This window comes from Acinetobacter sp. YH12239 (assembly GCF_013417635.1).
Taxonomy (GTDB): Bacteria; Pseudomonadota; Gammaproteobacteria; order Pseudomonadales; family Moraxellaceae; genus Acinetobacter.
The window spans coordinates 59,885-86,614 of the sequence record NZ_VPDP01000012.1 but is presented as its reverse complement, the minus strand read 5'-3'; the positions used below and the strand labels follow the sequence as shown (position 1 = coordinate 86,614).

Annotated in this window: 25 protein-coding genes and 1 tRNA gene; 16 read left to right on the top strand and 10 right to left on the bottom strand. The window is 37.7% G+C overall.

What is annotated here, in order from left to right; all coding sequences use genetic code 11:
* On the top strand, positions 1-96 hold a 96-nt coding region (locus FTV17_RS11220; protein WP_143242124.1), incomplete at its 5' end, for a transposase domain-containing protein.
* A gap of 95 nt (positions 97-191) precedes the next feature.
* Here the strand turns inward: FTV17_RS11220 and FTV17_RS11215 are convergent.
* On the bottom strand, positions 192-1,553 hold the full coding sequence (locus FTV17_RS11215) for an MFS transporter (protein ID WP_179999577.1): 1,362 nt from the start codon (positions 1,551-1,553) through the stop codon (positions 192-194).
* Between the two features lie 174 nt (positions 1,554-1,727).
* Here FTV17_RS11215 and FTV17_RS11210 point away from each other — a divergent pair, with 174 nt between their 5' ends.
* Together FTV17_RS11210 and FTV17_RS11205 are read left to right on the top strand one after the other, a co-directional pair.
* A complete protein-coding gene (locus tag FTV17_RS11210; protein ID WP_179999575.1) occupies positions 1,728-2,177 on the top strand; it encodes a MarR family winged helix-turn-helix transcriptional regulator in 450 nt (149 codons plus the stop codon).
* A 98-nt stretch (positions 2,178-2,275) separates the two neighbouring features.
* Positions 2,276-3,352: a nitrilase-related carbon-nitrogen hydrolase gene (locus FTV17_RS11205; RefSeq protein ID WP_179999573.1), complete on the top strand. Its 1,077-nt coding sequence runs from the start codon at positions 2,276-2,278 to the stop codon at positions 3,350-3,352.
* Positions 3,353-3,400: 48 nt separating this feature from the next.
* Here the strand turns inward: FTV17_RS11205 and FTV17_RS11200 are convergent, their stop codons facing one another.
* From FTV17_RS11200 to cysS, 5 genes are all read right to left on the bottom strand, one after another.
* Complete coding sequence (locus FTV17_RS11200; RefSeq protein ID WP_179999571.1) at positions 3,401-4,060, bottom strand: cupin domain-containing protein; 660 nt, start codon at positions 4,058-4,060, stop codon at positions 3,401-3,403.
* Between the two features lie 230 nt (positions 4,061-4,290).
* On the bottom strand, positions 4,291-4,659 hold the full coding sequence (locus FTV17_RS11195; protein ID WP_179999569.1) for a hypothetical protein: 369 nt from the start codon (positions 4,657-4,659) through the stop codon (positions 4,291-4,293).
* A gap of 114 nt (positions 4,660-4,773) precedes the next feature.
* Positions 4,774-4,914 (bottom strand): hypothetical protein, encoded by a 141-nt coding sequence (locus tag FTV17_RS11190; RefSeq protein ID WP_179999567.1) that lies wholly within the window; start codon positions 4,912-4,914, stop codon positions 4,774-4,776.
* Positions 4,915-5,615: 701 nt separating this feature from the next.
* Positions 5,616-5,691 (bottom strand) — tRNA-Gly (locus FTV17_RS11185).
* 64 nt (positions 5,692-5,755) lie between these two features.
* Entirely contained in the window at positions 5,756-7,177 is a 1,422-nt protein-coding gene (gene cysS / locus FTV17_RS11180; RefSeq protein WP_179999565.1) for a cysteine--tRNA ligase, read from the bottom strand.
* A 213-nt stretch (positions 7,178-7,390) separates the two neighbouring features.
* Here cysS and FTV17_RS11175 point away from each other — a divergent pair, with 213 nt between their 5' ends.
* The 11 genes from FTV17_RS11175 (at position 7,391) to FTV17_RS11125 (ending at position 19,211) form a co-directional block, all read left to right on the top strand.
* Positions 7,391-8,365, top strand: a complete 975-nt coding sequence (locus tag FTV17_RS11175; protein ID WP_179999591.1) for a KpsF/GutQ family sugar-phosphate isomerase — start codon at positions 7,391-7,393, stop codon at positions 8,363-8,365.
* Between the two features lie 3 nt (positions 8,366-8,368).
* Positions 8,369-8,908 (top strand): HAD family hydrolase, encoded by a 540-nt coding sequence (locus tag FTV17_RS11170; RefSeq protein ID WP_179999563.1) that lies wholly within the window; start codon positions 8,369-8,371, stop codon positions 8,906-8,908.
* Between the two features lie 39 nt (positions 8,909-8,947).
* Positions 8,948-9,493 carry an LPS export ABC transporter periplasmic protein LptC gene (gene lptC / locus FTV17_RS11165; protein ID WP_179999561.1) on the top strand — a complete coding sequence of 182 codons (546 nt, stop codon included), beginning with the start codon at positions 8,948-8,950 and terminating at the stop codon, positions 9,491-9,493.
* Complete coding sequence (lptA, locus tag FTV17_RS11160) at positions 9,480-10,049, top strand: lipopolysaccharide transport periplasmic protein LptA (RefSeq protein ID WP_179999559.1); 570 nt, start codon at positions 9,480-9,482, stop codon at positions 10,047-10,049. The genes lptC and lptA overlap by 14 nt, the downstream gene beginning before the upstream one ends.
* Positions 10,049-10,795: an LPS export ABC transporter ATP-binding protein gene (gene lptB, locus FTV17_RS11155; RefSeq protein WP_179999557.1), complete on the top strand. Its 747-nt coding sequence runs from the start codon at positions 10,049-10,051 to the stop codon at positions 10,793-10,795. Before lptA ends, lptB begins: the two co-directional genes overlap by 1 nt.
* 1,425 nt (positions 10,796-12,220) lie before the next feature.
* On the top strand, positions 12,221-13,627 hold the full coding sequence (locus FTV17_RS15645) for a TolC family outer membrane protein (protein WP_179999589.1): 1,407 nt from the start codon (positions 12,221-12,223) through the stop codon (positions 13,625-13,627).
* The gene (locus FTV17_RS11145; protein WP_035266372.1) at positions 13,624-15,759 is read left to right on the top strand and encodes a type I secretion system permease/ATPase; all 2,136 of its coding nucleotides are present in this window, start codon (positions 13,624-13,626) and stop codon (positions 15,757-15,759) included. The genes FTV17_RS15645 and FTV17_RS11145 overlap by 4 nt, the downstream gene beginning before the upstream one ends.
* The gene (locus tag FTV17_RS11140) at positions 15,756-16,943 is read left to right on the top strand and encodes an HlyD family type I secretion periplasmic adaptor subunit (RefSeq protein WP_179999555.1); all 1,188 of its coding nucleotides are present in this window, start codon (positions 15,756-15,758) and stop codon (positions 16,941-16,943) included. The genes FTV17_RS11145 and FTV17_RS11140 overlap by 4 nt, the downstream gene beginning before the upstream one ends.
* Positions 16,944-17,051: 108 nt before the next feature.
* Positions 17,052-17,654, top strand: a complete 603-nt coding sequence (locus tag FTV17_RS11135; protein ID WP_179999553.1) for a YigZ family protein — start codon at positions 17,052-17,054, stop codon at positions 17,652-17,654.
* Positions 17,641-18,258 carry an acyltransferase gene (locus FTV17_RS11130; protein WP_179999587.1) on the top strand — a complete coding sequence of 206 codons (618 nt, stop codon included), beginning with the start codon at positions 17,641-17,643 and terminating at the stop codon, positions 18,256-18,258. The genes FTV17_RS11135 and FTV17_RS11130 overlap by 14 nt, the downstream gene beginning before the upstream one ends.
* Before the next feature lie 110 nt (positions 18,259-18,368).
* Positions 18,369-19,211: a universal stress protein gene (locus FTV17_RS11125; protein WP_179999551.1), complete on the top strand. Its 843-nt coding sequence runs from the start codon at positions 18,369-18,371 to the stop codon at positions 19,209-19,211.
* Between the two features lie 292 nt (positions 19,212-19,503).
* Here the strand turns inward: FTV17_RS11125 and FTV17_RS11120 are convergent, their stop codons facing one another.
* The 4 genes from FTV17_RS11120 to mutS form a co-directional block, all read right to left on the bottom strand.
* Positions 19,504-20,169 (bottom strand): O-methyltransferase, encoded by a 666-nt coding sequence (locus FTV17_RS11120; protein WP_179999549.1) that lies wholly within the window; start codon positions 20,167-20,169, stop codon positions 19,504-19,506.
* 134 nt (positions 20,170-20,303) lie between these two features.
* On the bottom strand, positions 20,304-21,023 hold the full coding sequence (locus tag FTV17_RS11115; RefSeq protein ID WP_179999547.1) for a D-Ala-D-Ala carboxypeptidase family metallohydrolase: 720 nt from the start codon (positions 21,021-21,023) through the stop codon (positions 20,304-20,306).
* A gap of 131 nt (positions 21,024-21,154) precedes the next feature.
* Positions 21,155-21,478, bottom strand: a complete 324-nt coding sequence (gene fdxA / locus FTV17_RS11110) for a ferredoxin FdxA (protein ID WP_035266386.1) — start codon at positions 21,476-21,478, stop codon at positions 21,155-21,157.
* 235 nt (positions 21,479-21,713) lie between these two features.
* A complete protein-coding gene (gene mutS, locus FTV17_RS11105; protein WP_179999545.1) occupies positions 21,714-24,365 on the bottom strand; it encodes a DNA mismatch repair protein MutS in 2,652 nt (883 codons plus the stop codon).
* A gap of 298 nt (positions 24,366-24,663) precedes the next feature.
* Between mutS and FTV17_RS11100 the strand changes: the two genes are divergently transcribed.
* Entirely contained in the window at positions 24,664-25,914 is a 1,251-nt protein-coding gene (locus tag FTV17_RS11100) for a dienelactone hydrolase family protein (protein WP_179999543.1), read from the top strand.
* 21 nt (positions 25,915-25,935) lie between these two features.
* The gene (locus FTV17_RS11095) at positions 25,936-26,721 is read left to right on the top strand and encodes an SDR family oxidoreductase (protein ID WP_179999541.1); all 786 of its coding nucleotides are present in this window, start codon (positions 25,936-25,938) and stop codon (positions 26,719-26,721) included.
* Positions 26,722-26,730 lie beyond the last annotated feature (9 nt).

The following is a 26,730-nucleotide window of genomic DNA, read 5'->3' as shown; positions in this document are numbered from 1 at the left end:
GCCTATCTCAGTGATGTGCTGAAAAGGCTGCCGACACATAAAGCGACCCAAATAGAAGAATTACTGCCACATCGCTGGAAATCCAACTCAAATTAAAAAATAGGCATGGGGTTCAGCGGACGCTTACAAATAAACTAAATATGAGCTTAGATTTTAGAAAATGCTTTATGTAATTTTGCTCAAATCACTTCTTATCTGACCATTTCATCTTTTTCTACATCTAGACTTTTCACAAAATGTTTACATCCTGTTTTGAGTAAAATAATAGTCAATAACGCTGAGAAACCACCTACGATTGAAATTGAATAACCCACCATGTTGGTATCCCCGAATACTTTATCGGTAATTAATGCGACTAAAGTAGTTCCAATACCTAAACCAATTAAGCTGCTGATTAACAAGAAAATTGCAGAAATTTGAGCTCGTAATTGATTTGGAGCTAAAATTTGCATAGCTGCTGTTGAGGTTGGCATTGGGAAAGATGCAAAGAACATAGCCACTGTAAAAATAGCAACAGATAACCACAGTGAGTCTACTAATGTATAGCTAATAATCGGTAAGATAATTCCTAAACCACCTAAATAACCAGCATACATTGCAGCATCACGTCGACCTTTACTTGTCAGATAGTCAGTTAACCAGCCTGCAAAGAAAACGCCAGATGTGTTTGCAATAAGTAGAATCGTTCCTAACATATAACCTGTTTCAACAGGACTTAGACCAAAGTTACGCATATAAAATGCAGGTGACCAGCTCATGACACAAAACAATGCCATTGCATAGAATGTGAAGCCCATGTAGTGACAAGTAAATGTCTTACTGTGCTTTTTTAAGAATTTAAATGAATCCGTAAATTTAACTTTTACGACATTACCTGAGGCATCGAGTTTTTGTCCTGTTCGTTGCGGATCTCTTACTGTTAAAATAAATAAAAGACCAATAAAAACGCCTGGCAATCCAACGAGAATAAAGGCAACTTGCCAAGCCTTCATCATGCCGAGTAAAGGAACATCAATAAACGTTGCATCTTTTAATAAGCTGATCACATAGCCGCCAACGAGAAAAGCCATCCCTCCACCGATAAAAGAACCAATGGAGTAAATACCAACGGCTTTACCTAATTTGTCTTTACTGAACATATCACTAAACATGGAATATGCTGCGGGTGATAATGCTGCTTCACCAATGCCAATCCCCATTCTTGAAAGAAAAAGTTGAATGAAGTTTTTACTTAGACCACAAGCCGCTGTTGCTAAGCTCCAAAAAATAATGCCAATTGCAATAATTTTTGGTCGGGAAAATCGGTCTGCTAAATAAGCGATTGGCAATCCCATAAATGCGTAAAATAGGGAAAAAGCTAAACCGTGCAATAGACTAAACTGAGTATCAGTTAAATTTAAATCTGCTTTGATCGGTTCAATCATCAAGACTAAAATTTGTCGATCAATATAAGAAAATATATAAGCCAACATACATAGTGTGACTACGTACCAAGCGTATCTCGTATTTTTTTTGACCGAAGCGGGTTCTTCAGCATTTAGAGTATTTTGCATTTTCGTATCCTATATCCTTAAGGGTTTGATTTTTATTCCATTATTTTTTTAGCTAAACTGTGACTAGGTATTCAAATTTAAGCAGCATTAGTCATATATAATGCAAAGTTAAACTCAAATACTTTTTTATCAGCATGCTGATAATATTTATGATTTTATAAAAGGGCAATAGGTATGTTTAAAAAAAATACGAATTCACCTGAAATATTTGATAATGAATCGGGTTACCTTGGATTTTTATTAAGAAAGACATCCCATGTATATCGTTTAAAAATGGAGCGTGTACTTGCTGAATATTCAATCACTCCACCACAGTTCACAATTTTGAAAATTATTTTGACTTACCCAGGTTTCACAAATGCGGAAATAGCACGTTTTGCTTCATTAACACCGCAAACAGTAAATTTGATGATCTCAAAATTAGAAAAACAAAATATTCTCTACAAAACTTCTCATTCTACGAATAAGAAAATTCAATTAATTGAGATATCAGATTTAGGGAAAAAACTTATGGAAGATTGTGGTGATGCTATTGATCGTTTAGAAGATTCTTTAGTCGATGGTTTTAGTGAAAGTGAAATAAGAATCGTCAGGAAATGGATGAAAAAAATTAATGAAGAATAATTTTCTAAATTTTTTGGTTTTTGAACTTGCATAATTATCAGCACACTGATAATTTTTAAGTACATTAAAAAAACTGAATGGATTTAGAGGAAAACAAAATGATCAAACCTTATGGTGTAGTAGGATTAGTTCCAACAATATGGGGCACAAGTTGTAGAGCAGATATTATGAAAAATATCTCTCATTTAGAGGAACTTACATCCGGTGCATTATGGTTGAGTTCTTTAGATATTCCAGTAAGACTGTTGGTTCTCCCAGAGGGAGCATTGCAGGGCTTCAACGATGAAGCACTCGATGTTGATATTCAAGAATTCTTAGATGATGGTGCGATCGATATACCAGGCCCTGAAACAGATCGTTTAGGTGAGTTAGCTAAAAAACATAATGTTTTTATCATGGCGCAAGCCAAAGCTAAAAATGATGATTGGCTAGGCATTATGTTTAATGTCGGATTTATTATAAATCCTCAAGGCGAAATTATTTTAAAACACCACAAAATGTCTGCTTTGTTGCCATGCGAGCGTTCAGCATCACCTCATGATTTGTATGATGAGTGGGTAAAAAAATATGGCGAAGAGCTTCAATCATTTTGGCCAGTAGTTGATACGGAAATTGGTCGATTGGGCATCATGATGGCAATGGAAGGTAATTTTCCAGAAAATGGTCGAGGCTTAGCGATGAATGGTGCTGAAGTCGTCTATCGTGCATCTTTACCAGCTTCATTTACTGAAAATGATGTATTTGAAATCTCCAATCGTGCTCGTGCTTTAGAAAATAATATGTACGTAGTAGCACCTAATATTGGTGGAATGTATCTTGATGAAAATACATTAGCACCGATCGATTGTGGTGGTGGTCTTTCTATGATTGTGGACCATAAAGGTAAAATAGTGGGTAAGCAGCATGATACCAATGGATCTACCTATGTGACTGGTGTAGTTGATATTGAGGCACTTCGTTATCATCGTACACACGCTCAGGTGACCAATTGGATGAAAGATATACGTGCAGAATGCGCACAATTAATTTATAAAAATAATATATATCCTAAAAATTTGTATTTACAGCAAAAACAGGGACATCACGACGAATATAAAGTGGAAGTGATTGATAAGCAAATTCAGAAGCTTATTGATATGGGTGTCTGGAAAAAAAGCGCATATGATGAGTCTTAATCAATGCACTAGCTTAAAAACCCAATAATGTATTGGGTTTTTTTGAGTTTATATATTTTTTAAATGATCTTTTTTTACATAAATCAAAGCGCCAGAAGCACCTGCTTTGAATTCAATACGATGTTGAGTCGGAAACCTCATCCACGAACCAGCTGAATAATTTCGTTCATTCATCACCAATTCACCTTCAATAATGAAAATTTCAATACCGTTATGATATGTTGATTCGAAAAATTGTTGGCTTTCGAATTTTTCGAGAAAGGTGTGTTCATGCTCAGATTGAAACAGTTGGCAAATCTTTCTGTTGTTAAAATAGGTCCAGTTTCGCTCGTCACGAGTATCAATTCGGGTAGCTAATTTTTCTTCTTCAGACATTTGCATGAGTTTTACAAAGATCAGACATCCATCTAAGCTCGAGACAATGTGTTTAGAAAGGTGAGGATTTCGCATATACCATCCAGATGGATAGTGCTGATGATCATCTTCAGTAAAAGTCCCTTTTAACACTAGAACTTCTTCACCGAAGGGGTGTTGATGCTCTGGGAACTGAGAATTTGAAGGGAACTCAACTAAGCTGGTTGCTCTTGCTTGTTCTAAGCCAACACGATCAAACATCATTCGTTTAACTTCGCCTCTTGGGGATTGAATCCATTGGTAATCCTCTGGAGTAATCATCACAGGTTGAGAGAAGTCAGCATTTAATCTCATGCTTTTAGCCTAAAAAAGTGCATTAAAGTGATTAATTTTATCAAAAAAAGCGTGAATTTAAGATGAAAACCTTTGCTAGTTCGAGAGTGATTGGGCGTGGAGCAACTTTGACTTTGGTCAGTTAGTTCCTCTTTTCTCTTTCTCATAATTTAATCTAGGTCGACTTTATTTGAGAATTTAAGTCAATAAAAAAGCACTTTATAAGTGCTTAATTGCAACATAAGAATGAACTAGTTCGGGATATTTGATTGTTTTACGATACATGGATATTCAAACGTTCCAGCGGTAGTATCTTTCAATAAATTTGACCAAAGTTTATTTTTGGTATTAATCCAACCATAAATATCTTCATAGAACTCCGAGTTTAAATTAGCTTTTTCAATGTAAGATTTATTGAGTAGAAATTTAGTCATTAAGCACATAGAGTTAAGCTCTACAGGATTACGATCTTTTTCTAGACTGAACTTATTTTTAGCTTCTTTTTCATACTTACGAAGCATAGTTGCTTTTAAAAGAGTAGATTCGAATAACTCCATTGTTAAATTATTTGGGGAGGTTTGATTAGCTAAAGCAAAAATATTTCCATCAATACGTAACATTGTAGGTAAAAAACTTGCTTAAATATCCACTTCTTGTTGAAGTGAAGGCGATGAATTACATCCAGTAGAAAACAATGCAGCAGTTAAAATACTAACTATTAATAAATGTGAATTTTAACCATCAGGATAAATTCCTTGTTCAGCTAAAACCTTGAGCATTTTTGAATTATAATCTTGGTTGAAGAGTAATTTACACATTGCTCGGTTGATTTTCTCTCCACTATTTTTTATCTGTAATACTGCCGCACTAGCCATTACAACACTAATATTAAGATCATCTAAAGTCCCTTTGAGTCCAATCAGATCTTGAATAGCGAAAGTTTTCCAAACCTGGTTTTAAACTCATGACTTTTAAATTCTGCAAAGATTAATGTTGCTTCTTTCACAACACTTTTTTTAAATATTTTTGAAAGAGAACGTAAATTCTTGTGTGGTAGCTTATTGCAGATAATAGATTCTCATGTGGTGAACATCATGTTCTAATCCAAAACGAATTGCTAATGTGTATTCTAGCTTATTTGTATTTGCTACGTGTTTCCATATATGAGTAAGTATCACGGTTGAACTATTTAGTTGGTGATTAGACTTTAAAAAGAAAATGCTTGACTGACAGAACATTTCAGTTTCATTAGCGTAGCCCTCCCATGCATTAGCATTACTAAGAACTGATTCCGTGTTTGGACCTAATTTTTCAGTGCCTTAAAATTAATATGTGCAAGACTATTACTAACTATAATAGCTGAAACTATTGTTTTGCATGAATACAGTAATCGATTTCTAAATTTTTGGTTTCTAACCTTTCATTTAAATCTCATTTTTTAAAATAATTTTCTGTTACCTGTATTGTTGAAGTGTTCAATTGACTTATTCCAATAATTTAATCTAGGTCGACTTTATTTGAGAATTTAAGTCAATAAAAAAAAGCCTCAATCTTTCGATTGAGGCTTTTAAAATTTTGGAGCGGGAAACGAGACTCGAACTCGCGACCCCAACCTTGGCAAGGTTGTGCTCTACCAACTGAGCTATTCCCGCAATATGGTGTGAATTATAGTGATTTTGCACACCCTGTCAACACTTCCAAAACTTAATTGATGAATTAATCAGCACGTCGCCATAAAGTTCCTTGACGCGTATCTTCAAGTACAATGCCTTGATCAAGAAGATTTTGGCGAATCTCATCTGCACGTGCAAAGTTTTTCTCTTTCTTGGCATCTTTGCGTTGTTGAATGAGATCTTCAATTTCATCATTACTCAAAGATGAGCTTTCTTGACCAATATCTGATTTTAGGAATTCATCAACATTATGTTGAACAAGACCTAAGATATTGGTCAGATGGCGCAAGGTGGCATAATATATGGCCGCCTGTTCAGCAAGTTCGTCTTTTACGGCACGATTTAATTCTTTATTGATTTCAAACAGTACCGCAATCGCTTCTGATGTGTTGAAATCATCCCGCATTGCTGCATTAAACTTTTCAACGAGTGCTTCATCGTATTGCGAATTAATTTCGGCACCATATATCTGTTGATATGCTTTAAATGAATGATAAAAACGACTTAATGTGTTTTTAGCTTTTTTAAGCGCGGTATCAGAAAAATTCACAGGGCTACGATAGTGTGATGAAACGATAAAGTAACGAATAACTTCAGGATGGAATTTTTCCATGACATCGCGAATCGTGAAAAAATTGCCTAAAGATTTAGACATTTTTTCACCATCGACATTGATAAAGCCTACGTGCATCCAATAGTTTACATATTGTTCGCCAGTTGCAGCCTCACTTTGTGCGATTTCATTTTCGTGATGGGGGAAGGTTAAGTCAGAACCACCACCATGGATATCAAAATGATTACCAAGGCAACATGTAGACATTGCTGAACATTCGATATGCCAACCTGGACGACCATTCCCCCAAGGAGATTTCCAAGAAGGTTCATTTTCTTTTGCGTGCTTCCATAGCACAAAATCGAAAGGATGTTTCTTTTCAACTTCAACATCGACTCGTTCGGAAGCACCTGCTTGCATGTCTTCGAGTTTACGACCAGATAGACGCCCGTATTTTTTAAATTTTTCAACTTCGAAGTACACATCACCGTTTGACGCAGGATATGCAGTGCCATTATTGACCAAAGTACCAATCATATTTTGCATTTGATCAATATACTCTGTCGCACGAGGTGCTTCATCAGGTGCCAAGCATCCTAAATTGGCAGCATCTTCATTCATTGCCTGAATAAAGCGATCAGTGAGTGCTGTAATGCTTTCACCATTTTCATTCGCACGTGCAATAATTTTGTCATCAATGTCAGTAATATTGCGAATATATTTAACTTTCCAACCTTGGCTACGAAGAAAACGAATAATATAGTCAAATGCAACCATAACCCGAGCATGACCGATATGACAGTAGTCGTAAACTGTCATCCCACAGACATACATATCAATATGTCCTTCTTTGCGTGGTACAAACTCAACTTTTTTTCGTTGCTCTGAGTTATATAGAACAAATGGTTGCATAGGTCTTCAAAAAGCTAAAAAAATGGTGGTTCATCTTAACCTAAGGCTTATCTTTCACAAAGTTTTATGCGTAAAAAATCTATGCAAATGAAATTTATACATTTAAGAAAAAGATACTTGCATGCTTATGTTAATATATGAAGAATAATTTAATGATTGAAATTGTGGCTGAATCCAGCCTCAAGGTGCCCAGATTTGAATTCTGAAAATACTATATATCCAATTGATTTTCAAAAGGTTGCAAAAGAAACCTTGGAGATTGAGCGTCAAGCTTTATCGGTACTATCCAATCAGATTGATGATCGTTTTTCCCAAGCATGTCAAATTATCCTACAGTGTCAAGGTCGTTTAGTGGTCACTGGTATGGGGAAATCTGGTCATATCGGTCGAAAAATGGCTGCAACATTTGCATCAACAGGAACGCCGTCTTTCTTTATGCATCCAGGTGAAGCTGGCCATGGTGATCTCGGGATGTTAGTGCGTGGAGATGTGCTGATCGCGATTTCGAACTCTGGTAAAAGTGACGAAATCATGATGTTAATGCCACTCATCAAACATTTGGGTGTGCCACTAATTACAATTTCAGGTGATGACCGTGGACCAATGCCACAGAACGCTGATGTTGCGCTCACACTTGGTCATATTCAAGAGGCATGCCCATTAGGTTTGGCACCAACTTCAAGCACGACAGCGACTTTAGCTTTAGGTGATGCTTTAGCGGTTGCTTTACTTGAAGCACGTGGATTTACTGCAAATGATTTTGCGATGTCGCATCCAGCTGGTGCACTCGGTAAACGATTACTGTTGCACGTTAAACATCTGATGCATGTGGGTGAATCTCTACCAAAAGTTTCACCAGATACACCAATGAATAAAGTTCTATATGAAATATCAAACAAACGTCTCGGATTAACCACAATTGTGGATGAAAATGATGTTCTGTTAGGTATATTTACCGATGGTGATTTGCGACGTCTCATTGATAAGCAACAAGGTTTTGATGTTAATCTTGCTGTGTCAAAGGTTATGATTGAAAATCCTCTAACCATTTCACAAGAAGCAAGAGCAGTTGAAGCGCTAGAACAAATGAATGCTAAAAAAATCAATCAATTTGTAGTAGTCAATGATGCCAAACAAGTGATTGGTGTGATTAGCATGCACGATTTAATTCAAGCTGGGGTAAATTAATTCATGGCATCTTATGTATTGTTAGAACAAGCACGACATATCGAAGCATTGGTTTTGGATGTAGATGGTATTCTAAGTGATGGTTTTGTAACGTTGACGAACTCAGGTGATGAAATTAAGTCATTTGATATTCGTGATGGACTTGGGATGAAACTTGTTCAGCAAGCTGGAATTAAAGTTGTCATTATTACCGGTCGCCAAAGCAATATTGTGACAAAGCGTATGAGTGATCTAGGTGTAGACTTAGTTTATCAGGGGCGTGAAGACAAAGGAACTGCCTTACAGCAAGCCTGTACGCAACTAGGTTTAAAACCAGAAGATTGTTTGTATATGGGTGATGATTGGCCAGATTTATCTGCTTTTGCGATTGCGGGAATGAAAGTAACAGTACCAAATGGTCATGTTGAAGTTCGTCGTCGTGCAGACCTTGTAACCCAAGCTTATGGTGGTCGTGGCGCTGTGCGTGAAATTTGTGACATGTTATTGTTGTCAAAAGGGGTTTACCATGAACTTCTTGAAAAATATTTGGCTGTAACGCATTAATACGCAGTTGATATGAACGCTGAATATAGTTGATGATTTATGGATACTAAAGTTTTATACATTACTGCTGTTATCGTCGCTGCTATAAGTGGCGGCTATTATTATTACAGTGGTAAAGGGAAAAAATTAGAGGGTTCATCCGCTCAATCGATGACATATTCGGCAAAGAATATTAATCTTTTGCAAACTGATGAAAAAGGCATGCTTTATGTTAAGGCTACAGTGGATGAACTGAACCAAGATATGAAACAGAAAACATCAAGCTTGCAGAATTTAAATGCCAGCATGTTTACTGATAATGTAGAAGACGCTACGTTTTATGCTAAACAAGCACATGGTTTCAATGACAATGAGAAGATTGTGTTATCTGGAGATGTTGTTGCAATCAAGCAAGGAGAAATGGGCAAAATGGTTTTTCGAACCGATGCGCTTACAGGATATCCAAAAACAAGAAAGCTTGAAACATCTGAGCAAGTTACTGTACAAACACCAAATGCAGATTTTGTCAGCCAAGGCTTAGAAGCAGATTTGAATGAAGGTCAGTACGATTTTAAAAATATTCGAGGAAAGTATGCACCAAACTAAACCTTCTTATTTATCAGGTTCGAAAATGCTTAAAGCAATAGCAATGGTGGCACTCAGTTCTATTTCTGTTATGGCATTTGCATTGCCAAGCGATCGTAATCAACCCATCATGCTTTTAGCTGATCGTGCGACCTATAATGACAAAACAGGTATAACGACCTATGTGGGGAATGTTTCTGTTGAACAAGGTACTTTCAAGTTAAATGCAGCTTCTATTATTGCTAATCTCAATGCCAATCGCCAAATTAGCTCGGTAAATGCGTCAGGTTCTCCAGCAAAGTTCCAACAGCAATTAGAGTCTAAACGTGGCATTGCACGTGGTGAAGCCTCTAAAATTGTATATAACGCTGATACAGGCATTATTACTTTGTCGGGCAATGCATATTTGTATCAAGATGGCGCAAGTATTCGTGGGAACACTTTGCGTTACAGTATGAATAAGGGTGATATCGAAGTTGTAGGCGGTGGCAGTAGTGGCACAGGCAGTTCGAAAGGTCGTGTGCAAATTATCATTCCACCTTCTGCCTCAAAATCATTCTCTGGAGTACGTGATTAATGAGTGTCAATGAATCACAAATCCAAACATTAAAAATTAAACATCTTGCCAAAGTTTATAGTAAACGCTGGGTGGTGAAAGATGTTTCATTTAGCATGCAGAGTGGTCAAATTGTGGGTTTGCTTGGTCCGAACGGAGCGGGAAAAACGACGAGTTTCTACATGGTAGTCGGACTGGTTCGAATGGATAAAGGTGAAATCTATTTAGATAATCTTGATCTTTCAGACCTTGCAATGCATGAGCGTGCTCGTCATGGAATTGGTTATTTGCCACAAGAGGCTTCAATTTTTCGTAAATTAAGTATCTCAGATAATATTATGGCGATTCTTGAAACGCGCAAGGATCTCAATAAGCAACAACGTAAAGAGCGACTGCAAGAGTTATTAGAAGACTTTAAAATTACACATATTAAAGACTCTTTGGGGATGAGCGTGTCAGGGGGGGAGCGTCGCCGTGCTGAAATCGCTCGAGCATTAGCCGCCGATCCTAAGTTTATGCTCCTTGATGAGCCTTTTGCTGGGGTAGATCCAATTTCTGTAGGTGATATCAAAGACATCATTCGCAATTTAAAAGAACGTGGTATCGGTGTGCTCATTACAGACCATAACGTTCGCGAAACGCTCGCGATTTGTGAGCATGCTTATATTGTCAGCGAAGGATCTGTCATTGCGGAAGGAACACCAGATCAAGTACTGATGGATGAAACTGTCCGTAAAGTTTATTTAGGTGATGATTTCACGGTTTAAAAAAATAGTGTGATATCTATAAAATAATGTTGTTTTATAGATATTTAGACTGTAAATTAACTCAAACAAATCGTAAGTTTACAATTGACGCAGAAATAATATAAAAATCATTGTAGAATACGATTGATTTTATGTGGCGTAGTTCACACTTTTTAATAGAGATTACAAGTGGCTAAACATCAATTAAGTCAGAAGGATATGGGGTATATCACGCTGTTTGCGATCAGTTTATGTACGACACAAGTACATGCTGAAGATGCAATCGCTCCTCTAGCAATTGACGATACCCAACGTGCACTATCAGCAGAATTACAAAAACCAAAAATCAACTTTAGTTTGGAAAAAAAGACTGTTGAAGATATACCTGAACAGCTTGAAAAGCCACGTTTTAAATTATTCCAATCGAAATCTAAAATCTCTAAAGAGCAAGTGAAAGAACAGGTTCTTGTTCCTAAAGTTATTGAACGAGTTCCTGATTTAGACGACCTAGTCGAAAATGAAATTGCTCAAGTTAACACTACACCTTTATCTAATTCGCAGTCTCAGAATGAGTCGAAGGAAAAGACACAAAAGAAATCTTTCTTTGCATTTGTTAAGCGTGAAAAAGCGGTATCTGAACCAAAAGTATTGCAGCCTAAGGTAAAGCAGGATATTGAAGAGGCTTCAGCGCCAAATGTTCTAAAACCTACTATTTCATCTACTGTACAACCTGCTACTAAGGACACTCGTCAGGTTTTAAAACCGCTTAAACCAAAGATTCATAATCAACCAACAGAATCTTTAATTGAGGCGCAACACGCAAAATTACTAGAAAATGAAACATCAGTTTCAGAAGACAAAACAGAAAAACCAAAAAGTAAACTCTTTTCATTTATTGGGAATATAGGCAAAGATAAAACTAAGCTGGATGAGGGTCATCACCAAGCTGCTGGCAATGCTTCAAATACAAAAGTTTTGACACCGACATTACAAAAATCGGTGAATGAATCTTCATTGAAAGTGTCTAGTACACCTAAACCGAAGATTGTTAATGATCAACAAATTAACGGTCAAAACAACTTGCTACAAGCTCCACCTTCAACAGTAGCTCAAGTTGAGCATCGTCAGAGTCTTGTATCTAAAGCCAAAGCTTTTTGGCCTTTTAAATCAGGTTCACATAACAAGATAGAAACACAGAATGTAATTGAACGTCCAAATTTAATCGTTCAACAACCGACTAGCGCTTTGGCTGTAAATAAACCCACAATTGTTTATTCAAAACCGATAGAGCAAAAGGCGAAAATATCTGAACAATCGCAGTCGATTAAGCCAGTTATAAATATTAAGCCTAAAGCTGATCAAGTCGTATCTGAACAAAAATACAATACGGTGAATGCTGAACCGCAAGCAAAGAAAAAATTCAGTTTAACTGCATTAAAATCAAATATGGATCAGTTTTTTAAACCTAAAGCTGATGATGACTTTAGACAAGTTAAGTTAAATGAACTGAGTGATTTTAGCTTTGATCCTAAACAGGTTGAACAATTGCCTGTGATCACGACACAAGCATCGCCAAGTGCTCCAGTATCTATGATGCCACTTGTGAATGGTACGGCTGATAAACAAACGTTAAGCTTATACGATGCGATTAAGATCGCAGTAGCGAGACATCCTGAAGTGACACAAAGTGTTTCTTCACTCGCATCACAAAATGCATTTATTGATGTTGCTAAAGCAGGTTATTACCCACAGTTGAGTGCAGGTGTTTCAACTGGAGATATGACTTCAGGAGAAAGAGGGCGTCAATTATTTAATGTTAATGCGACACAACTACTTTTTGACTTTGGTAAACAAAAATCACTAGTTAGTACAGAAGAAGCCAAGTTACAGTTTAGCCAAGCTCAAGTTCTTGTCACAATTGACCAAATTGCTCTTGAAGTGGCTTCTGCCATTGTGAATATTAAGCGATATGAAGAAATTACACGTATTGCACGTGAGCAAATTGCTGGTATATCACGAATCCGAGAAATTGCTAACTTACGTGCAGAGGCAGGTATCAGTAGTCAGGCCGATCCAATTCAAGCGCAATCATATTATGAATCTGCACAATCAAATTTAATTCTGCAAGAAACACAGCTCAATGTATTTAAACAACGTCTTAGAACTTTGATGGGAACAGATATATCAAAATATAACTGGGAAATTCCTGAGAGTTTAATTAAGGCTTCAGATATTTATTCAGAGCCAAAGTTTAACGAAATTCCGAAAATGATGGCTGCCAAAGCTGAAGTTGATGTTGCAGAATTAGAAAAAAAACAAACTCAATTGAGTCGTTATCCTACGTTAAATGTTAAAGGTACATTAAGTCAAGCAGTCAACGGACGTAATCCGAATAACAATCAAGACGATGGAACAGATAGCTCTATTATGCTTGAAGCAAATAGTACTTTCTTCCAAGGTGGTGCAATTAGTTCACGTAATCGTGCGGCATCCTTTGCAGAAGAAGCTGCTAAAGCAAAAGTAAATGCAGTTTATTTAGAAACAATTGATGAAATACGTCGTGCTCAAGAGCAAGTAGAAAATAAACAGCGACAAATGAAAGTATTGATTGATCAACAAGCGACATCAGTCAGAACGAAAGAGTTATATCAAGAACAATATAAACTTGGCACTCGTACAGCTGTTGATCTTTTAAATGCTGAGCAAGCGATTCACCGTTCAAATTCAGATATTGAAACGGCACGTTATGATATTTATGAAAACTTAGTTCAATATATTGCCGCTTCTGGTAAGAGCCGCGATGTATATCAACTTAATAATTTGACCATTCAAGGGGTAGAATTGAAACCATGAATACAAGAATAAATTATCAACCATGGTTACAAGGTGTCCTGACGGTTGCACGTCATTATCGAATTGAAACATCTGCTGAACGTATTCGCTTAGAACTAAATTGGAATCAGAACCAGTCAGTCGATGACATCTTGGCAATTATGACACGCCAAGTAGGTTTACATGTCCGTAAAGTGGATTTTAGCCCTGATATTTTAAATCCGTGGCGTTTACCGGTATTGGTCGGATTTAAAGATGGGCAAGTTGGCGTCATTGATCGTGCAGATGCACAAGGTAACGCAAGTGTTCAACTGAGCGGTGATGAAGGGTTAGCGCAGACATTTTCAGTAGATACATTATTAGATGTCATCGACTCAGTCTATATTTTAAGACCAGAAACCTCAGTACCTGATGCGCGTATTGACGAATACATTAAACCATATGAAAAAAACTGGTTTTGGGAAATTGTATTACGCGATTGGAAACGCTATATCGATATTATGTTTGCATCATTGCTTGCAAACGTATTAGCACTCGCGACAATCGTATTCTCGATGAATGTGTATGACCGCGTTATTCCAGCACAATCTATTCCCACCTTGTGGGTGCTGGCAGGTGGTGTATTACTTGCTGCAATCTTTGAATTCGCATTGAAATACTCACGATTAATTCTTTCAGATATGATTGGTAAGCGTGCTGATTTAAGAGTCTCGGATCGGGTCTTTGGTCATGCTTTACGTATTAAAAATAGTGAACGATCTAAATCCACGGGAACGTTTATTTCACAAATTCGTGAATTAGAAGGTGTGCGTGAGCTTGTAACATCTACAACAATTACCGCCTTTGCTGATTTACCATTCTTCTTCCTGTTTCTTGGTATTTTTTGGCTTATTGGTGGCAATCTTTTCTGGGTAATTTTGGTGGTTGTACCGCTGATGATTATTCCAGGGCTTTTGGCGCAAAAAAAATTAGCGCAATTGGCTAAAGAGGGTATGCGTGAGTCATCAATACGAAATGCGATTCTCGTTGAAGCTGTTCAAGGTATTGAAGATATTAAACTGCTACGTGCAGAGTCCCGCTTTCAAAATCAGTGGAATCACATGAATGATGTTTCAGCTTCTATCAGCATGAAACAACGTAAAATTGTAGGCGTATTGAATCTCTGGACTCAAAAATTACAGGGATTGACCTTTGCAATTGTGGTGTTGGTGGGTTGTTTCGCAGTAATGGATGGAGAAATGACCACTGGTGCGTTAGTGGCATGTTCGATTCTATCTTCACGTATGCTAGCGCCAATTGCACAGGTTACTGGTGTCCTTGGTCGTTATCAGCAAGCTAAAACAGCGAAAGAAAGTCTTGATGAATTAATGAGTAAACAGGTTGACCATCCTGAGCGTTCACAATTGATTCAGCGATCAGTACTCAATGGTCATTATGAATTAAATGGTGTGGTCTTTAAATACGGCGAAGAAGATCCTAAACCAAGTATTGTTATTCCTAAACTTGAAATTAAACCAGGTGAAAAAATTGCGATTCTTGGGCGTAACGGTGCAGGTAAATCAACCATTCTTCAATTACTTTCAGGTATGCAAACTGCAGTTCAAGGTAAAGTTCAATTAGATAATATTGATATTACCTTGTTGGATCCATCGGACGTTCGTCGTGACGTAGGTTTGCTGAATCAAAATGCGCACCTATTCTTTGGTACAGTCAGAGAAAATTTAACGTTAGGCGCACCATTAGCTACGGATGATGATTTACTAAAAGCACTTGCTGTAACAGGTGCACTCAACTTCATTCAAGAAAAGAAAGAAGGACTAGATCATATTATTTTAGAAGGTGGCGTAGGCTTCTCAGGTGGACAACGTCAGGCACTTTTATTGTCAAGACTACTCATTTGTCAGCCAAATATTCTGTTGTTAGATGAGCCTACAGCTGCGATTGATGATGTATCTGAAAAACAATTAATTGATCATATGAAGAACTGGCTTGGACATCGCACATTGGTTGTGGCAACCCACCGCCGTGCAGTTTTAGAGTTAGTGGATCGTATTATTGTGGTGAATGATGGTCGTATCGTTATGGATGGCCCACGTGATCAAATTTTAAATAATTCTGGCCAGCAACAAGCAAATTCAGGGGCTAAATCATGAGCGAAGAATTAAAACAACAACGTTCATTAAAAGTGTCTCAGTTAGAGCCACCATTACCGAAGGTCAGTATTACTATTTGGATTATTGGTCTGGGTTTGCTTGCACTCATTATTTGGGCAGCTATTTTTAAACTTGAAGAAGTTTCTAATGGTACAGGTAAAGTGGTTCCAACTTCTAAGGAACAAGTGATTCAATCTTTAGAGGGCGGGATTCTAACCAAACTTGAAGTTAAAGAAGGTGATATTGTTGAAAAAGGGCAAACCCTTGCTCAACTTGATCCGACACGATTTGCTTCAAATGTGGGTGAATCAGAATCGTTACTACTGTCATCGCAAGCAACAGCTGCGCGTTTACGTGCGGAAGTGAATGGTGGTCCACTGGTATTTCCAGAATCAGTTCAAAAAATTCCAAAATTGGTTGCTGAAGAAACTCAGCTTTATCGTTCTAGACGTGCCAATATGGAAGAGTCTATTGCTGGCCTAACTCAAGCACTTACGTTAGTTCAGCAAGAATTGAGAATGACAGAACCGCTTGTTGCCAAAGGTGCTGCGAGTGAGGTTGAAGTTTTACGTTTAAAACGTCAAGCAAATGAATTAACCAACCAAATTAACGATATTCGCAATCAGTACTATGTTCAGGCACGTGAAGAGTTATCCAAGGTGAGCACTGATGTTGAAACTCAACAACAAGTGATCAAAGGTAAATCGGATAGTCTGAATCGTACAATCTTTAAAGCACCAGTCCGTGGTGTAGTGAAAGAAATTGATGTGATGACTTTGGGTGGTGTTATTCCTCAGAATGGTAAGTTGATGACCATTGTTCCATTGGATGAACAACTTTTAATTGAGGCGCGAATTTCACCGCGTGATATTGCATTTATTCATCCTGGACAGGAAGCTTTAGTTAAAATCACTGCTTACGATTATTCAATCTACGGTGGCTTGAAAGGAGAGGTAACAGTCATTTCTCCTGATACGCTTCGTGATGAAGTTAAACAAGATCAATTCTATTATCGTGTGTATATTCGTACTGATTCAGACAAGCTTTATAACAAAGCTGGGCAAGCTTTCCCAATCACGCCGGGTATGGTATCAACGGTCGATATCAAGACAGGTCAAAAAACGATTCTTGAATACCTGTTGAAGCCATTCAATAAGGCGAAAGAAGCGTTACGCGAACGATAATCTCTATTTTTCAGTCTGTTTAAAACCCAATCAATGATCTTTTGATTGGGTTTTTTAATATGATTGAATCACGCATAATGTATGTGAGTTCAATCGTTGTAATTTACCATGCCATTTACTCTTGCTCAGACTTATATCTATGAAGAAGATATTAAGAAAAGCCGTTTTCAGGCGATCACCGCACCTGTAGAAAATGAACAGGATGTAAAAGAATTTTTAAACCAGTACTTTGATGCCTCGACGACCCATCAATGCTGGGCATGGAAAATTGGGCATCAAGTCCGTTTTAATGATGATGGAGAACCTTCAGGAACAGCTGGAAGACCCATACTTGCAACGATTGAAGGGAATGAGTTGACTAATATTATTGTATTGGTGAACCGCTGGTATGGTGGTATCAAACTCGGAACTGGAGGCTTGGTACGAGCATACGGAGGTGTAGCAGGGCAATGCTTATTACAGGTCGAAAAAATTGAACTCATCGAAAAGAAAACTGTAAATTTTAAATGCCAATTTAATGAGTGGTCTATTTTTCAATATGAGTTAAATCAACAAAAAATTGAATATATTGAAGAATATGTTGACTCTGGAGTATTGATTACTGCACGTATGCAAATTCATGAAATTGAGCCGTTTAAACTGAAAGTCCAAGATGTGACTCGTGGACGTGAGCAATTGAATATAGAGGATGTCGAACGTGACGGAACATGATCCTTTACTCAAGTACCGAGAACAGCATAAACATCGTTTGAATTACATGCCTTGGTTATATTGGTCACTCAAGGCAAAGCATCGTGAATGGGCAGAAGCTTGGCAAAAAGATTATCAGGCCTATTTAATGGATATGGAGACTGTTGAAATTGGAAAAAATTGTTTCATTTCCCCTTTAGCCCATATTTTTGCTGAGCGTGGTCGAAAGATTATTATTGGGGATAATACTTTTATTGCCGCGGATTGTACCTTGCATGGTCCTTTAGAAATTGGGTCTGAAGTCGCCATTAATCATCATTGTATTTTAGATGGTGGACGCGTTGGGATTAAAATTCATGACCAAGTACGGATCGCAGCTTATTGTCATCTTTATGCCTTTGATCATGGCATGAGTTTAGACCAACCTATTTACCAGCAAGCAGTACGCTCAAAAGGCATTGAGATTCATCGTGATGTTTGGTTAGGGGCACATGTAGGTGTTAAAGATGGCGTGACCATACATGAACAGGCGATTGTAGGTATGAATAGTATGGTGACTAAGGATATTCAGGCAAGAGAAGTTGTTGCAGGGAATCCAGCTCAATTTATACGAATGCGTGAATAATTCGTAACGCGAAAGATTGAATTAAATTACATAAACCATGTTCATTTGCCCGAAAGCTATGATAGTTTAAAGAAAAGAACAATCAGACATCATGTCAAAGTGAGGCAATCATGAACCGTGTAATTGCGTGTATTGATTCATCCCCATGTATTCATGCCTTAGCTGAAGCAGCAGCCTGGATTGCGGATCGAACTAAACGTGAGTTAGTCCTTTTACAGGTTTTAGATTACTATCCTGCAAGTTATCATCTGGGTGAAATTAGTGGTGTGATTGGATTTGAAAGTAATGCGATGCTCTTAAAAGAACTCGCGGAATTAGAACAAAAACAAAGTGAATTAGCTTTAGATTATAGTAATAATCTTCTTTCACATATTTCAGAAGTGATTGAAGAAAAATATGGTATTACGCCGATAAAAATTCAAGAAAAAGGCGATTTCCTCGAACAGAGTTTCAATGTTTTAAATGAAAATGATATTGCGATTATTGGTCGAGTAGGTGAGCGCTCCGCGGAAAAACACAAAAGCTTAGGGAGTAATGTAGAGAATTTTATTCGTGGTGCTCGTTGTACGGTTTTAACTGTTGGTGAAACCTTTAAGCCACCAACACGTTTTATTTTCGCCTATGAAGATTCTCAGACTTGTAAAGAAATGATGCATCGTGTTGCTAAAAGTGATTTATTAAGAACACTTCAGTGTCATTTGCTTTATGTGGGTGATCATCCCGAAATTCTTGATATCCCAGCTCTGTATTTACGTGAAGCTGGATTGGATGTGGTTGTTGAATACCGTTTTGGAGATGTCGCTGAGAATATTTTAGATTATCAGCAACAACATCAAATTCAATTAATTGTGCTAGGCGCTTATAGTCGCAGTAAAGTAAAACAATTTTTCTTGGGCAGTATTACGACCAATATATTTAGAAATTCAGTCGTTCCATTGTTGGTTGCTAAATGATCAATCAATTTTGATTAATTTTACTTGATAAATATTGGTTCAACTTTACTGAATGAAGGTGGATAAATTTTTAGAATAGTAGGCTTATCTGGTTTGATTATTTTATAATCTTTTAATTAAAATACATGAAAATCAGTTATTTGCCATAATATTTTATTTTTATCCACAGGAATACAAACAGGAATCGGGGATAACTTTTTCAGGGCTTTAGTGCAAGAAAAAGGAGTATTCAAATTGATGAATACTCCTTTAAGTGATACTAATGACTAGTATTAAGATTTATTTGTAAGATTTATTTGACAATCGCCAGTGCAAAACCATCATGTCCTTTACTGCCGACCGTTTGTAAGGCTGTACTCGACAGTAGTCGAGGATGATTCTGCATGAGGCGGTACATTTCACGAATACCTTCGATGCTTGGTTTGACATTTTTTTCATCCAGAATATCACCAGCGCGAATCACATTATCTAAAAAAATAATGGTACCTGAGCGTGAAAATTTAAGTGATAGTTCTAAATACTCTGGGTAACTTTGTTTATCAGCATCAATAAATATAAAGTCAAATGGCTCAAAATTTTCAGGTAAAGATTTGAGAATATCCGCAGCGCGACCGACTTTTAATTCAACCGTTTGCTTTAATTTCGCATTGTCGATATTTTCTTGACCGAGTGCTGCATGTGTTTCACGACCTTCGATCGTGAGAATATATCCATCCTCAGGAAGGGCTCTTGCTAGCCACATGGTGCTATAAGCCGCAAAGGTTCCTAGCTCTAACACACGCTTACACTGATTCATTTGAATCAACATTTGTAATAACATGCCTTGGTTAGCAGCAACTGCTAGATGGTCAGGAAAACCCTTATCAGCTGTATTTTGTAGAGTCTGAGTTAAAATTGGATCTTCTGGCATCAGATGAGATTCAATATAAGCATCAATATCTGACCATTGTTGTTGCATAACTGAGTACCTTTAGGGAGTTCAGTGCATTGTAATCGTTTCGAGTGAATGTGCAAATTTCTGATGCTTTGATGCTGAAAAATCAGTCAAAAAAAGAGGTCAAAGACCTCTTAATTTAATCTGATCATCTAAAATTAGTAATGGCATAAAGATGTATTTCGAGTCAGATCAGGTCCCCAAGTACGGTAACCTTGAGTATCAATATGTATTTGACCAGTCGCATACAAACCTAAGCCCATATTTAAGCTTTGACCATAATTTTGCCAAAATTGGCACAATTTAAATTTAGAATTTTCGATGAAGGCATAATCTTCAGCCTGAGGAAATTCAGGACCGATTCTGAAATCAATGGCTGAGTTATACAAGTGTCGAGACGAACCTGCGCCACCAGCACACTGATTTAATGGAAGGTCACGATATACAGATGTAACCTCAAAATCAGTTAGAATCCTTGCTGCAACGAGATATTTAAATACTTTCAATGTCGCTAACTGATTCGACCATAACTCACGGTTCGGAACCATATATTCAGATTTACCACATTTTTGCCAAGCACGTGCCGATTTAAAGAGTTCAAAACTTGGGATAATATTGCCAACATTATTACGTTCTAAGTATTGTTCATATTCTCGTGCTTCAGCTTGATTATTTCCTTGCATCAGCCAAACACGATAAGAATTCGGCATGACTTTTGGTCGCGCTGGACGTTCATAGGTTATTTTTTCTTGTGGAATATATATGCGTTGACCATCATTGGTGACGATTGTTCGTCCTTTTTGAGGGGAGGACGTACATCCAATCAATATCAACGATATTGCACTGATTGAGCACAAGCCCTTCAAAATTAATTTCATTATAAATAAATTTTACTAAAGCAAATAAGTTTCTATTTTATGCTAATTGATTATCAAGAATGCGTATAAATTGCAAATAAATGTACCAATTGGGTATAAAAAAGATCAGCCGAAGCTGATCTCTCATTGGTTTATTTTTCTAAATATTGCAATTTGTTTGGTTTGCCATTCCATTCTTCACGGTCAGCTGGTTGATCTCCAATCTGAGTAATATTTGGCCATTTTTCAGCAAGTTCAGCATTGAGTTCGATAAAGACTTCTTGACCTTCAGGCAGTTCATCTTCCGAGAAAATGGCATTAGCAGGGCATTCAGGCTCACATAACGCGCAGTCAATACACTCATCTGGATTAATGACTAGAAAGTTTGGACCTTCATAGAAACAGTCAACTGGGCAAACTTCTACGCAGTCTTGATACTTACATTTAATACAATTTTCAGTGACAACAAAGGTCATGGCGTCAGCTACCTAAAAAATATGGTTCTAATAACGAATGCTGTATTTTAGGCAAATTGAACGAAACTAACAATTCCTTTTCTTGATATTTAATATAGGGGATGCTACTAAATCAGTAATATTTATGATGAGATCGTACTAATTTGCAAATTCTCAGGCATTCTGCCTCTGATTTCAAAAATCATGATTAAAAAAAGCCAGCAGATCGCTGGCTTATTGATTGAGTGTGCTTGAACTAAGATTTTTGGAGTAATTGTTTGAGTTGGTAGAGTTGGTCTAAAGCCTGTCTTGGACTTAAGTCATCTACAATAATTTCTGAAAGAAGTTGTTCAACTTGAGAAGGTTGATGAATTTCAACAACTTTTTCAACTTCAATAATTTTTTCTACAGGTTCACTATTTGAAAATAAATCTTGAGAGAACAAATCTTTTTGCACAGGTTGGGTTTGCAGTTGGAGTTTCTCTAGTTTTTTAAGTTTAGCTTGAGCCTCTTTAATCACGTTTTGAGGAATACCTGCTAGTTTAGCGACCTGTAAACCATGACTTTGACTTGCAGGACCTTTTTGAACCTTATGCAATAAGATGAGATGACCATTCACTTCTTGCGCAGTGACATGATAATTATCAATACACGGATCCATGCCTAATTCTGTTAATTCAAAATAGTGCGTTGCAAAAAGACATAAACATTTAATGCGATGCGTCAAATCAAGGACACAAGCCCAAGCTAATGACAAACCATCATAAGTACTTGTACCACGACCCACTTCGTCCATTAATACCAAAGATTGTTGAGTGGCATGATGTAAAATTTGAGAAGTTTCCGTCATTTCCACCATAAATGTAGATTTGCCTGAAGAAAGATCGTCTGCTGAACCGATACGCGTAAAGATCCGATCAATAGGTCCCAATTTGGCAGATTTCGCTGGAACGAAGCTACCGCAATATGCCAAGAGCGTAATTAACGCCGTCTGACGCATGAATGTGGATTTACCACCCATATTTGGGCCTGTAATAATCGACATACGATGCTGTACATCTAAATAAGTATCATTTGGGGTGTAAGGCGTTTTAATCAGTGATTCAACAACGGGATGGCGTCCTGCTTGAATGTGTATTCCAATTTCAGGGCTAAATTCCGGACGATTCCAATTATATAATCTTGATAGATGTGCGAAGTTTGTCAGTACATCCAGTTGAGCAATGGCACTCGCCATCATTTGAAGATTGGCAATATCTTGACGTAATTCATCCAATAACATTTCAAACAAAAGTTTTTCACGAGCCAATGCACGCGATTCACTTGAAAGCACTTTATCTTCGAAAGACTTCAATTCAGGGGTGATGTAACGTTCAGCATTTTTTAATGTTTGACGACGAATATAATGGGCAGGAGCTTGTTCTGCTTGCGCTCTGGTTAATTCAATATAATACCCACTCACTCGGTTATAACCGATTTTTAGTGTGTTTATACCTGTTGTTTCTCTTTCTTTGATCTCTAAATCAATTAAAAATTGTCCTGCATGATCGCGTATTTGACGGAGTTCATCTAACTCATGATCGAAACCATTTGCAATGACATTGCCATCTCTGAGTAGAACAGGAGGGTTTTCCACAATGGCTGACATGAGGCGATGATGTAAACCATTAAAGTCACCCAATTCCTCATTCAGTTGATTGATTAAAGTGGATTGCTGTGTTGAGGTCATTGGTGCTAATGCATGGCGTAAATACGGAATCTGAGCACAGGCTTGACGTAGTTGAACCAAATCACGCGGTCGTGCACTTCCTAATGCCACACGGCTGAGTACGCGTTCGATATCACTGATTTCTTTTAATACCAGACGAATCGGAGCTTCATGATAGCCAGATAATATGGTTTGTATCGCATCTAAACGCTGATCTAACAATGCAGTATCACGAATTGGTTGCATCAAGGTTCGACTCAGCAGTCGGCTACCCATAGCCGTTTGGCATTGGTTGGTCAAATCAAATAATGAAGTGCCATGCTCAAACAAAGGATCAATAATCTCTAGATTCCGTCGCGTTACAGGATCAAGAGCAATAAAGTCGGAGCTTTGTTCAAGTCGAATTGAACGAATATGTGGCAATGCCGTCTTTTGGGTATCTTTGGCATAATGAATTAAAGCTGCCGCAGCAGCTTTCGCCAACTCAAGATGTTCAATTCCAAAACCAGATAAAGTACTTACGGCGAATTGATCACATAAAGTTTTTTGCGCATTATTCAGATTGAAGTCTACATTTGGGCGTTTTGTAACGGGACAATCAAGAATTTGCTTAATCTGTTCAACAACTTCTGGATACTTGAAATCTTCATCAATCAAAACTTCACTTGGCATAAGACGCGCAAGTTCCAGAGGAAGTTGTTCAGCTTGAAAACTTTGTTGTTGGACTTTAAAAATACCTGCACTGAGATCTAATAGGGCGATACCAATTTCATCAGATTTAATACAGATGGATACTAAATTTGAACTCTGATGGGCATTCAGCAATGCGTCGTCTGTCAATGTACCCGGTGTAATAATTCTGACTACACCACGTTCGACAGGTCCTTTACCAGTGACTTCCCCAAGTTGTTCACAAATAACAACGGTTTCACCTTTTTTAACTAAACGCGCTAAGTATCCTTCTGCTGCATGATACGGAACTCCAGCCATTGGTATCGGTTGTCCATTCGCTTTACCGCGGTGGGTTAACGTAATCCCTAAAATTTTGGCGGCTTTATGCGCATCGTCAAAAAATAACTCGTAGAAATCACCCATACGATAGAACATTAACGAATGCGGGTGCTGTAATTTCACCGTCATGTATTGCTGCATCATTGGCGTCAATGTTGAAAGATCGATATTGGATTGATCTAAAGTCATCTGTGAAAAAAACCTGTAGTTAAATTTTGAAAAGAAGAAGTACTGCTCAAGCTTAGCATGAGAAAAAATGCGTAAATCGATTATAAGATCTATTTTTAGCAAAAGATAAATGAGTCGAACCAATATTATAACCAACGACTCAATTTCGTTCATTGAATAATTAAATTCGATATCCATTTATGCAAATTCTTTGTGTAAAGAATCAGCAGTCTCTGGATAGTCTCCGCATCTTTTGGACAGTTTGTTATCGCATTTCATTTCATGATCAGATCATATTCGATGTCTTAGGGAAGAAAAAATGACAGGTCAAACGATTGAGATCACCACCAAATCAGGGAATCGTTATTCAGGATATTTGGCAGTCCCAGAAGCGAAGAAAGGTCCAGGGATTGTATTGTGCCATGAAATATTTGGTATTAATGCAGCGATGCGAGCAAAAGCTGACTTTCTCGCAGAGGAAGGCTATACCGTTTTAGTCCCTGATCTATTTTGGCGTACTGCACCAAACATTGAGCTAGGTTATACACCTGAGGATTTTGAAAAAGCTTTTCAACTTTATCAGCAATATGATGAAGATCAGGGTGTAAATGATATTCGTGAAAGTTTAGATTTTTTATCAACTTTAGATGCGTGTGACACGACTACGGGTCAGTCAGTGGTCGGATATTGTCTTGGTGGAAAACTTGCATATTTGGCTGCATGCCGTATTGATAACTTAGCGTGTTCGGTTGCTTACTACGGTGTAGGCATTGAAAAAGCGCTCGATGAACTCTCGAATGTGAAGGGTAAGCTTGTGTTACACATGGCTGAACTTGATCAATTCTGTCCAGCTGAAGCGCGAAATCAAATTACTGAAGCATGCGCACAATTTAGACATATTCACGCTTATGTTTATGAAGGTGTTGATCACGCATTTGCACGACCGAACAGCGATCATTATCACAAACCATCGGCGCGATTTGCCCATGAACGTACCGTAACAGCATTACATGAAACGGTTGGCCCTCACTATGACTTAGTTGCATTGTGGGAAGAGCATATCAGACATGAGTTCGACACGCGTGATGTACCAGCAACTATGGCAACGATGGTCGCTCAACCATATGTGAATCACATTCCAACGTTGACAGGTGGTGTGGGATATAGCCAGTTAGCGCGATTCTATCGATATCATTTTGTACATCAAAATCCTCAAGATATGAAAATCACCTCAATTTCAAGAACTGTTGGATCTACTCAGGTTGTGGATGAATTCATCATGAGTTTCACTCACGACACTGAAATTGATTGGTTATTACCAGGTGTAAAACCGACTGGAAAATATGTCGAAATTCCGATGTTAGGGGTCATTCAGTTTAGAGGTCCAAAACTTTGTCATGAACATATTTATTGGGATCAAGCTTCTGTACTTGTCCAAATCGGACTACTTAATCCAGAAGGATTGCCTGTTGCAGGTGTAGAAACAGCGAAAAAACTTTTAGATGAAGATATTCCTTCAAATGGCTTGATGCCAAGTTGGGAGTCGAGTGCTGGTAAGCCAATCGAATAATCAAAATAAATGGGGCAAAAAATGGAATTAAATATTAAAGATAAAGTTGCCATTGTCAGTGGTGGATCAACGTTGATTGGACAGGCTGTGGTTCAAAGTCTCGTGAATTTAGGGGCTAAAGTTGCCATTTTAGACATTGATGACTACGGAAAAACCATAGCTGCGCAACATCCTTATGAAGTGATGTTTATACAAACTGATCTAACGTCAGACATCGCAATTCAGGAAGCGGTGAACAGCATTAGAAATCATCTAGGTGAAGTCAGTTATTTGGTGAACTTGGCATGTACCTATCTTGATGATGGTTTCAAATCACCACGATCAGATTGGTTAAAAGCATTAGATATCAATTTGGTGTCTATTGTTGAGCTAACGCGTACCGTATATGAAGATTTGCAAAAAAATAAAGGGTCAGTGGTGAATTTCACCTCGATTTCAGCGCAATGTGCTCAAACGGGACGATGGTTATATCCAGTTTCTAAAGCAGCAATTTTACAACTGACCAAATCGATGGCAATGGATTTTGCGCCAGATGGTATCCGTGTCAATTCAGTTTCACCGGGTTGGACTTGGTCGAGAGTGATTTCTGAAGTGAGTGGACAAAATCGCGCGAAAGCTGATGCTGTAGCAAGTGATTATCATCTCTTGGGACGTTTGGGTAATCCGGCAGAAGTGGCAAATGTAGTGACCTTTTTATTGTCGGATGCTGCAAGTTTTGTGACTGGCGCAGATTATGCGGTAGATGGTGGGTATTCAGTCATGGGGCCTGAAACGAATCAACCCGCAATACCACGTTTAGCAGAATAAATTAAATAT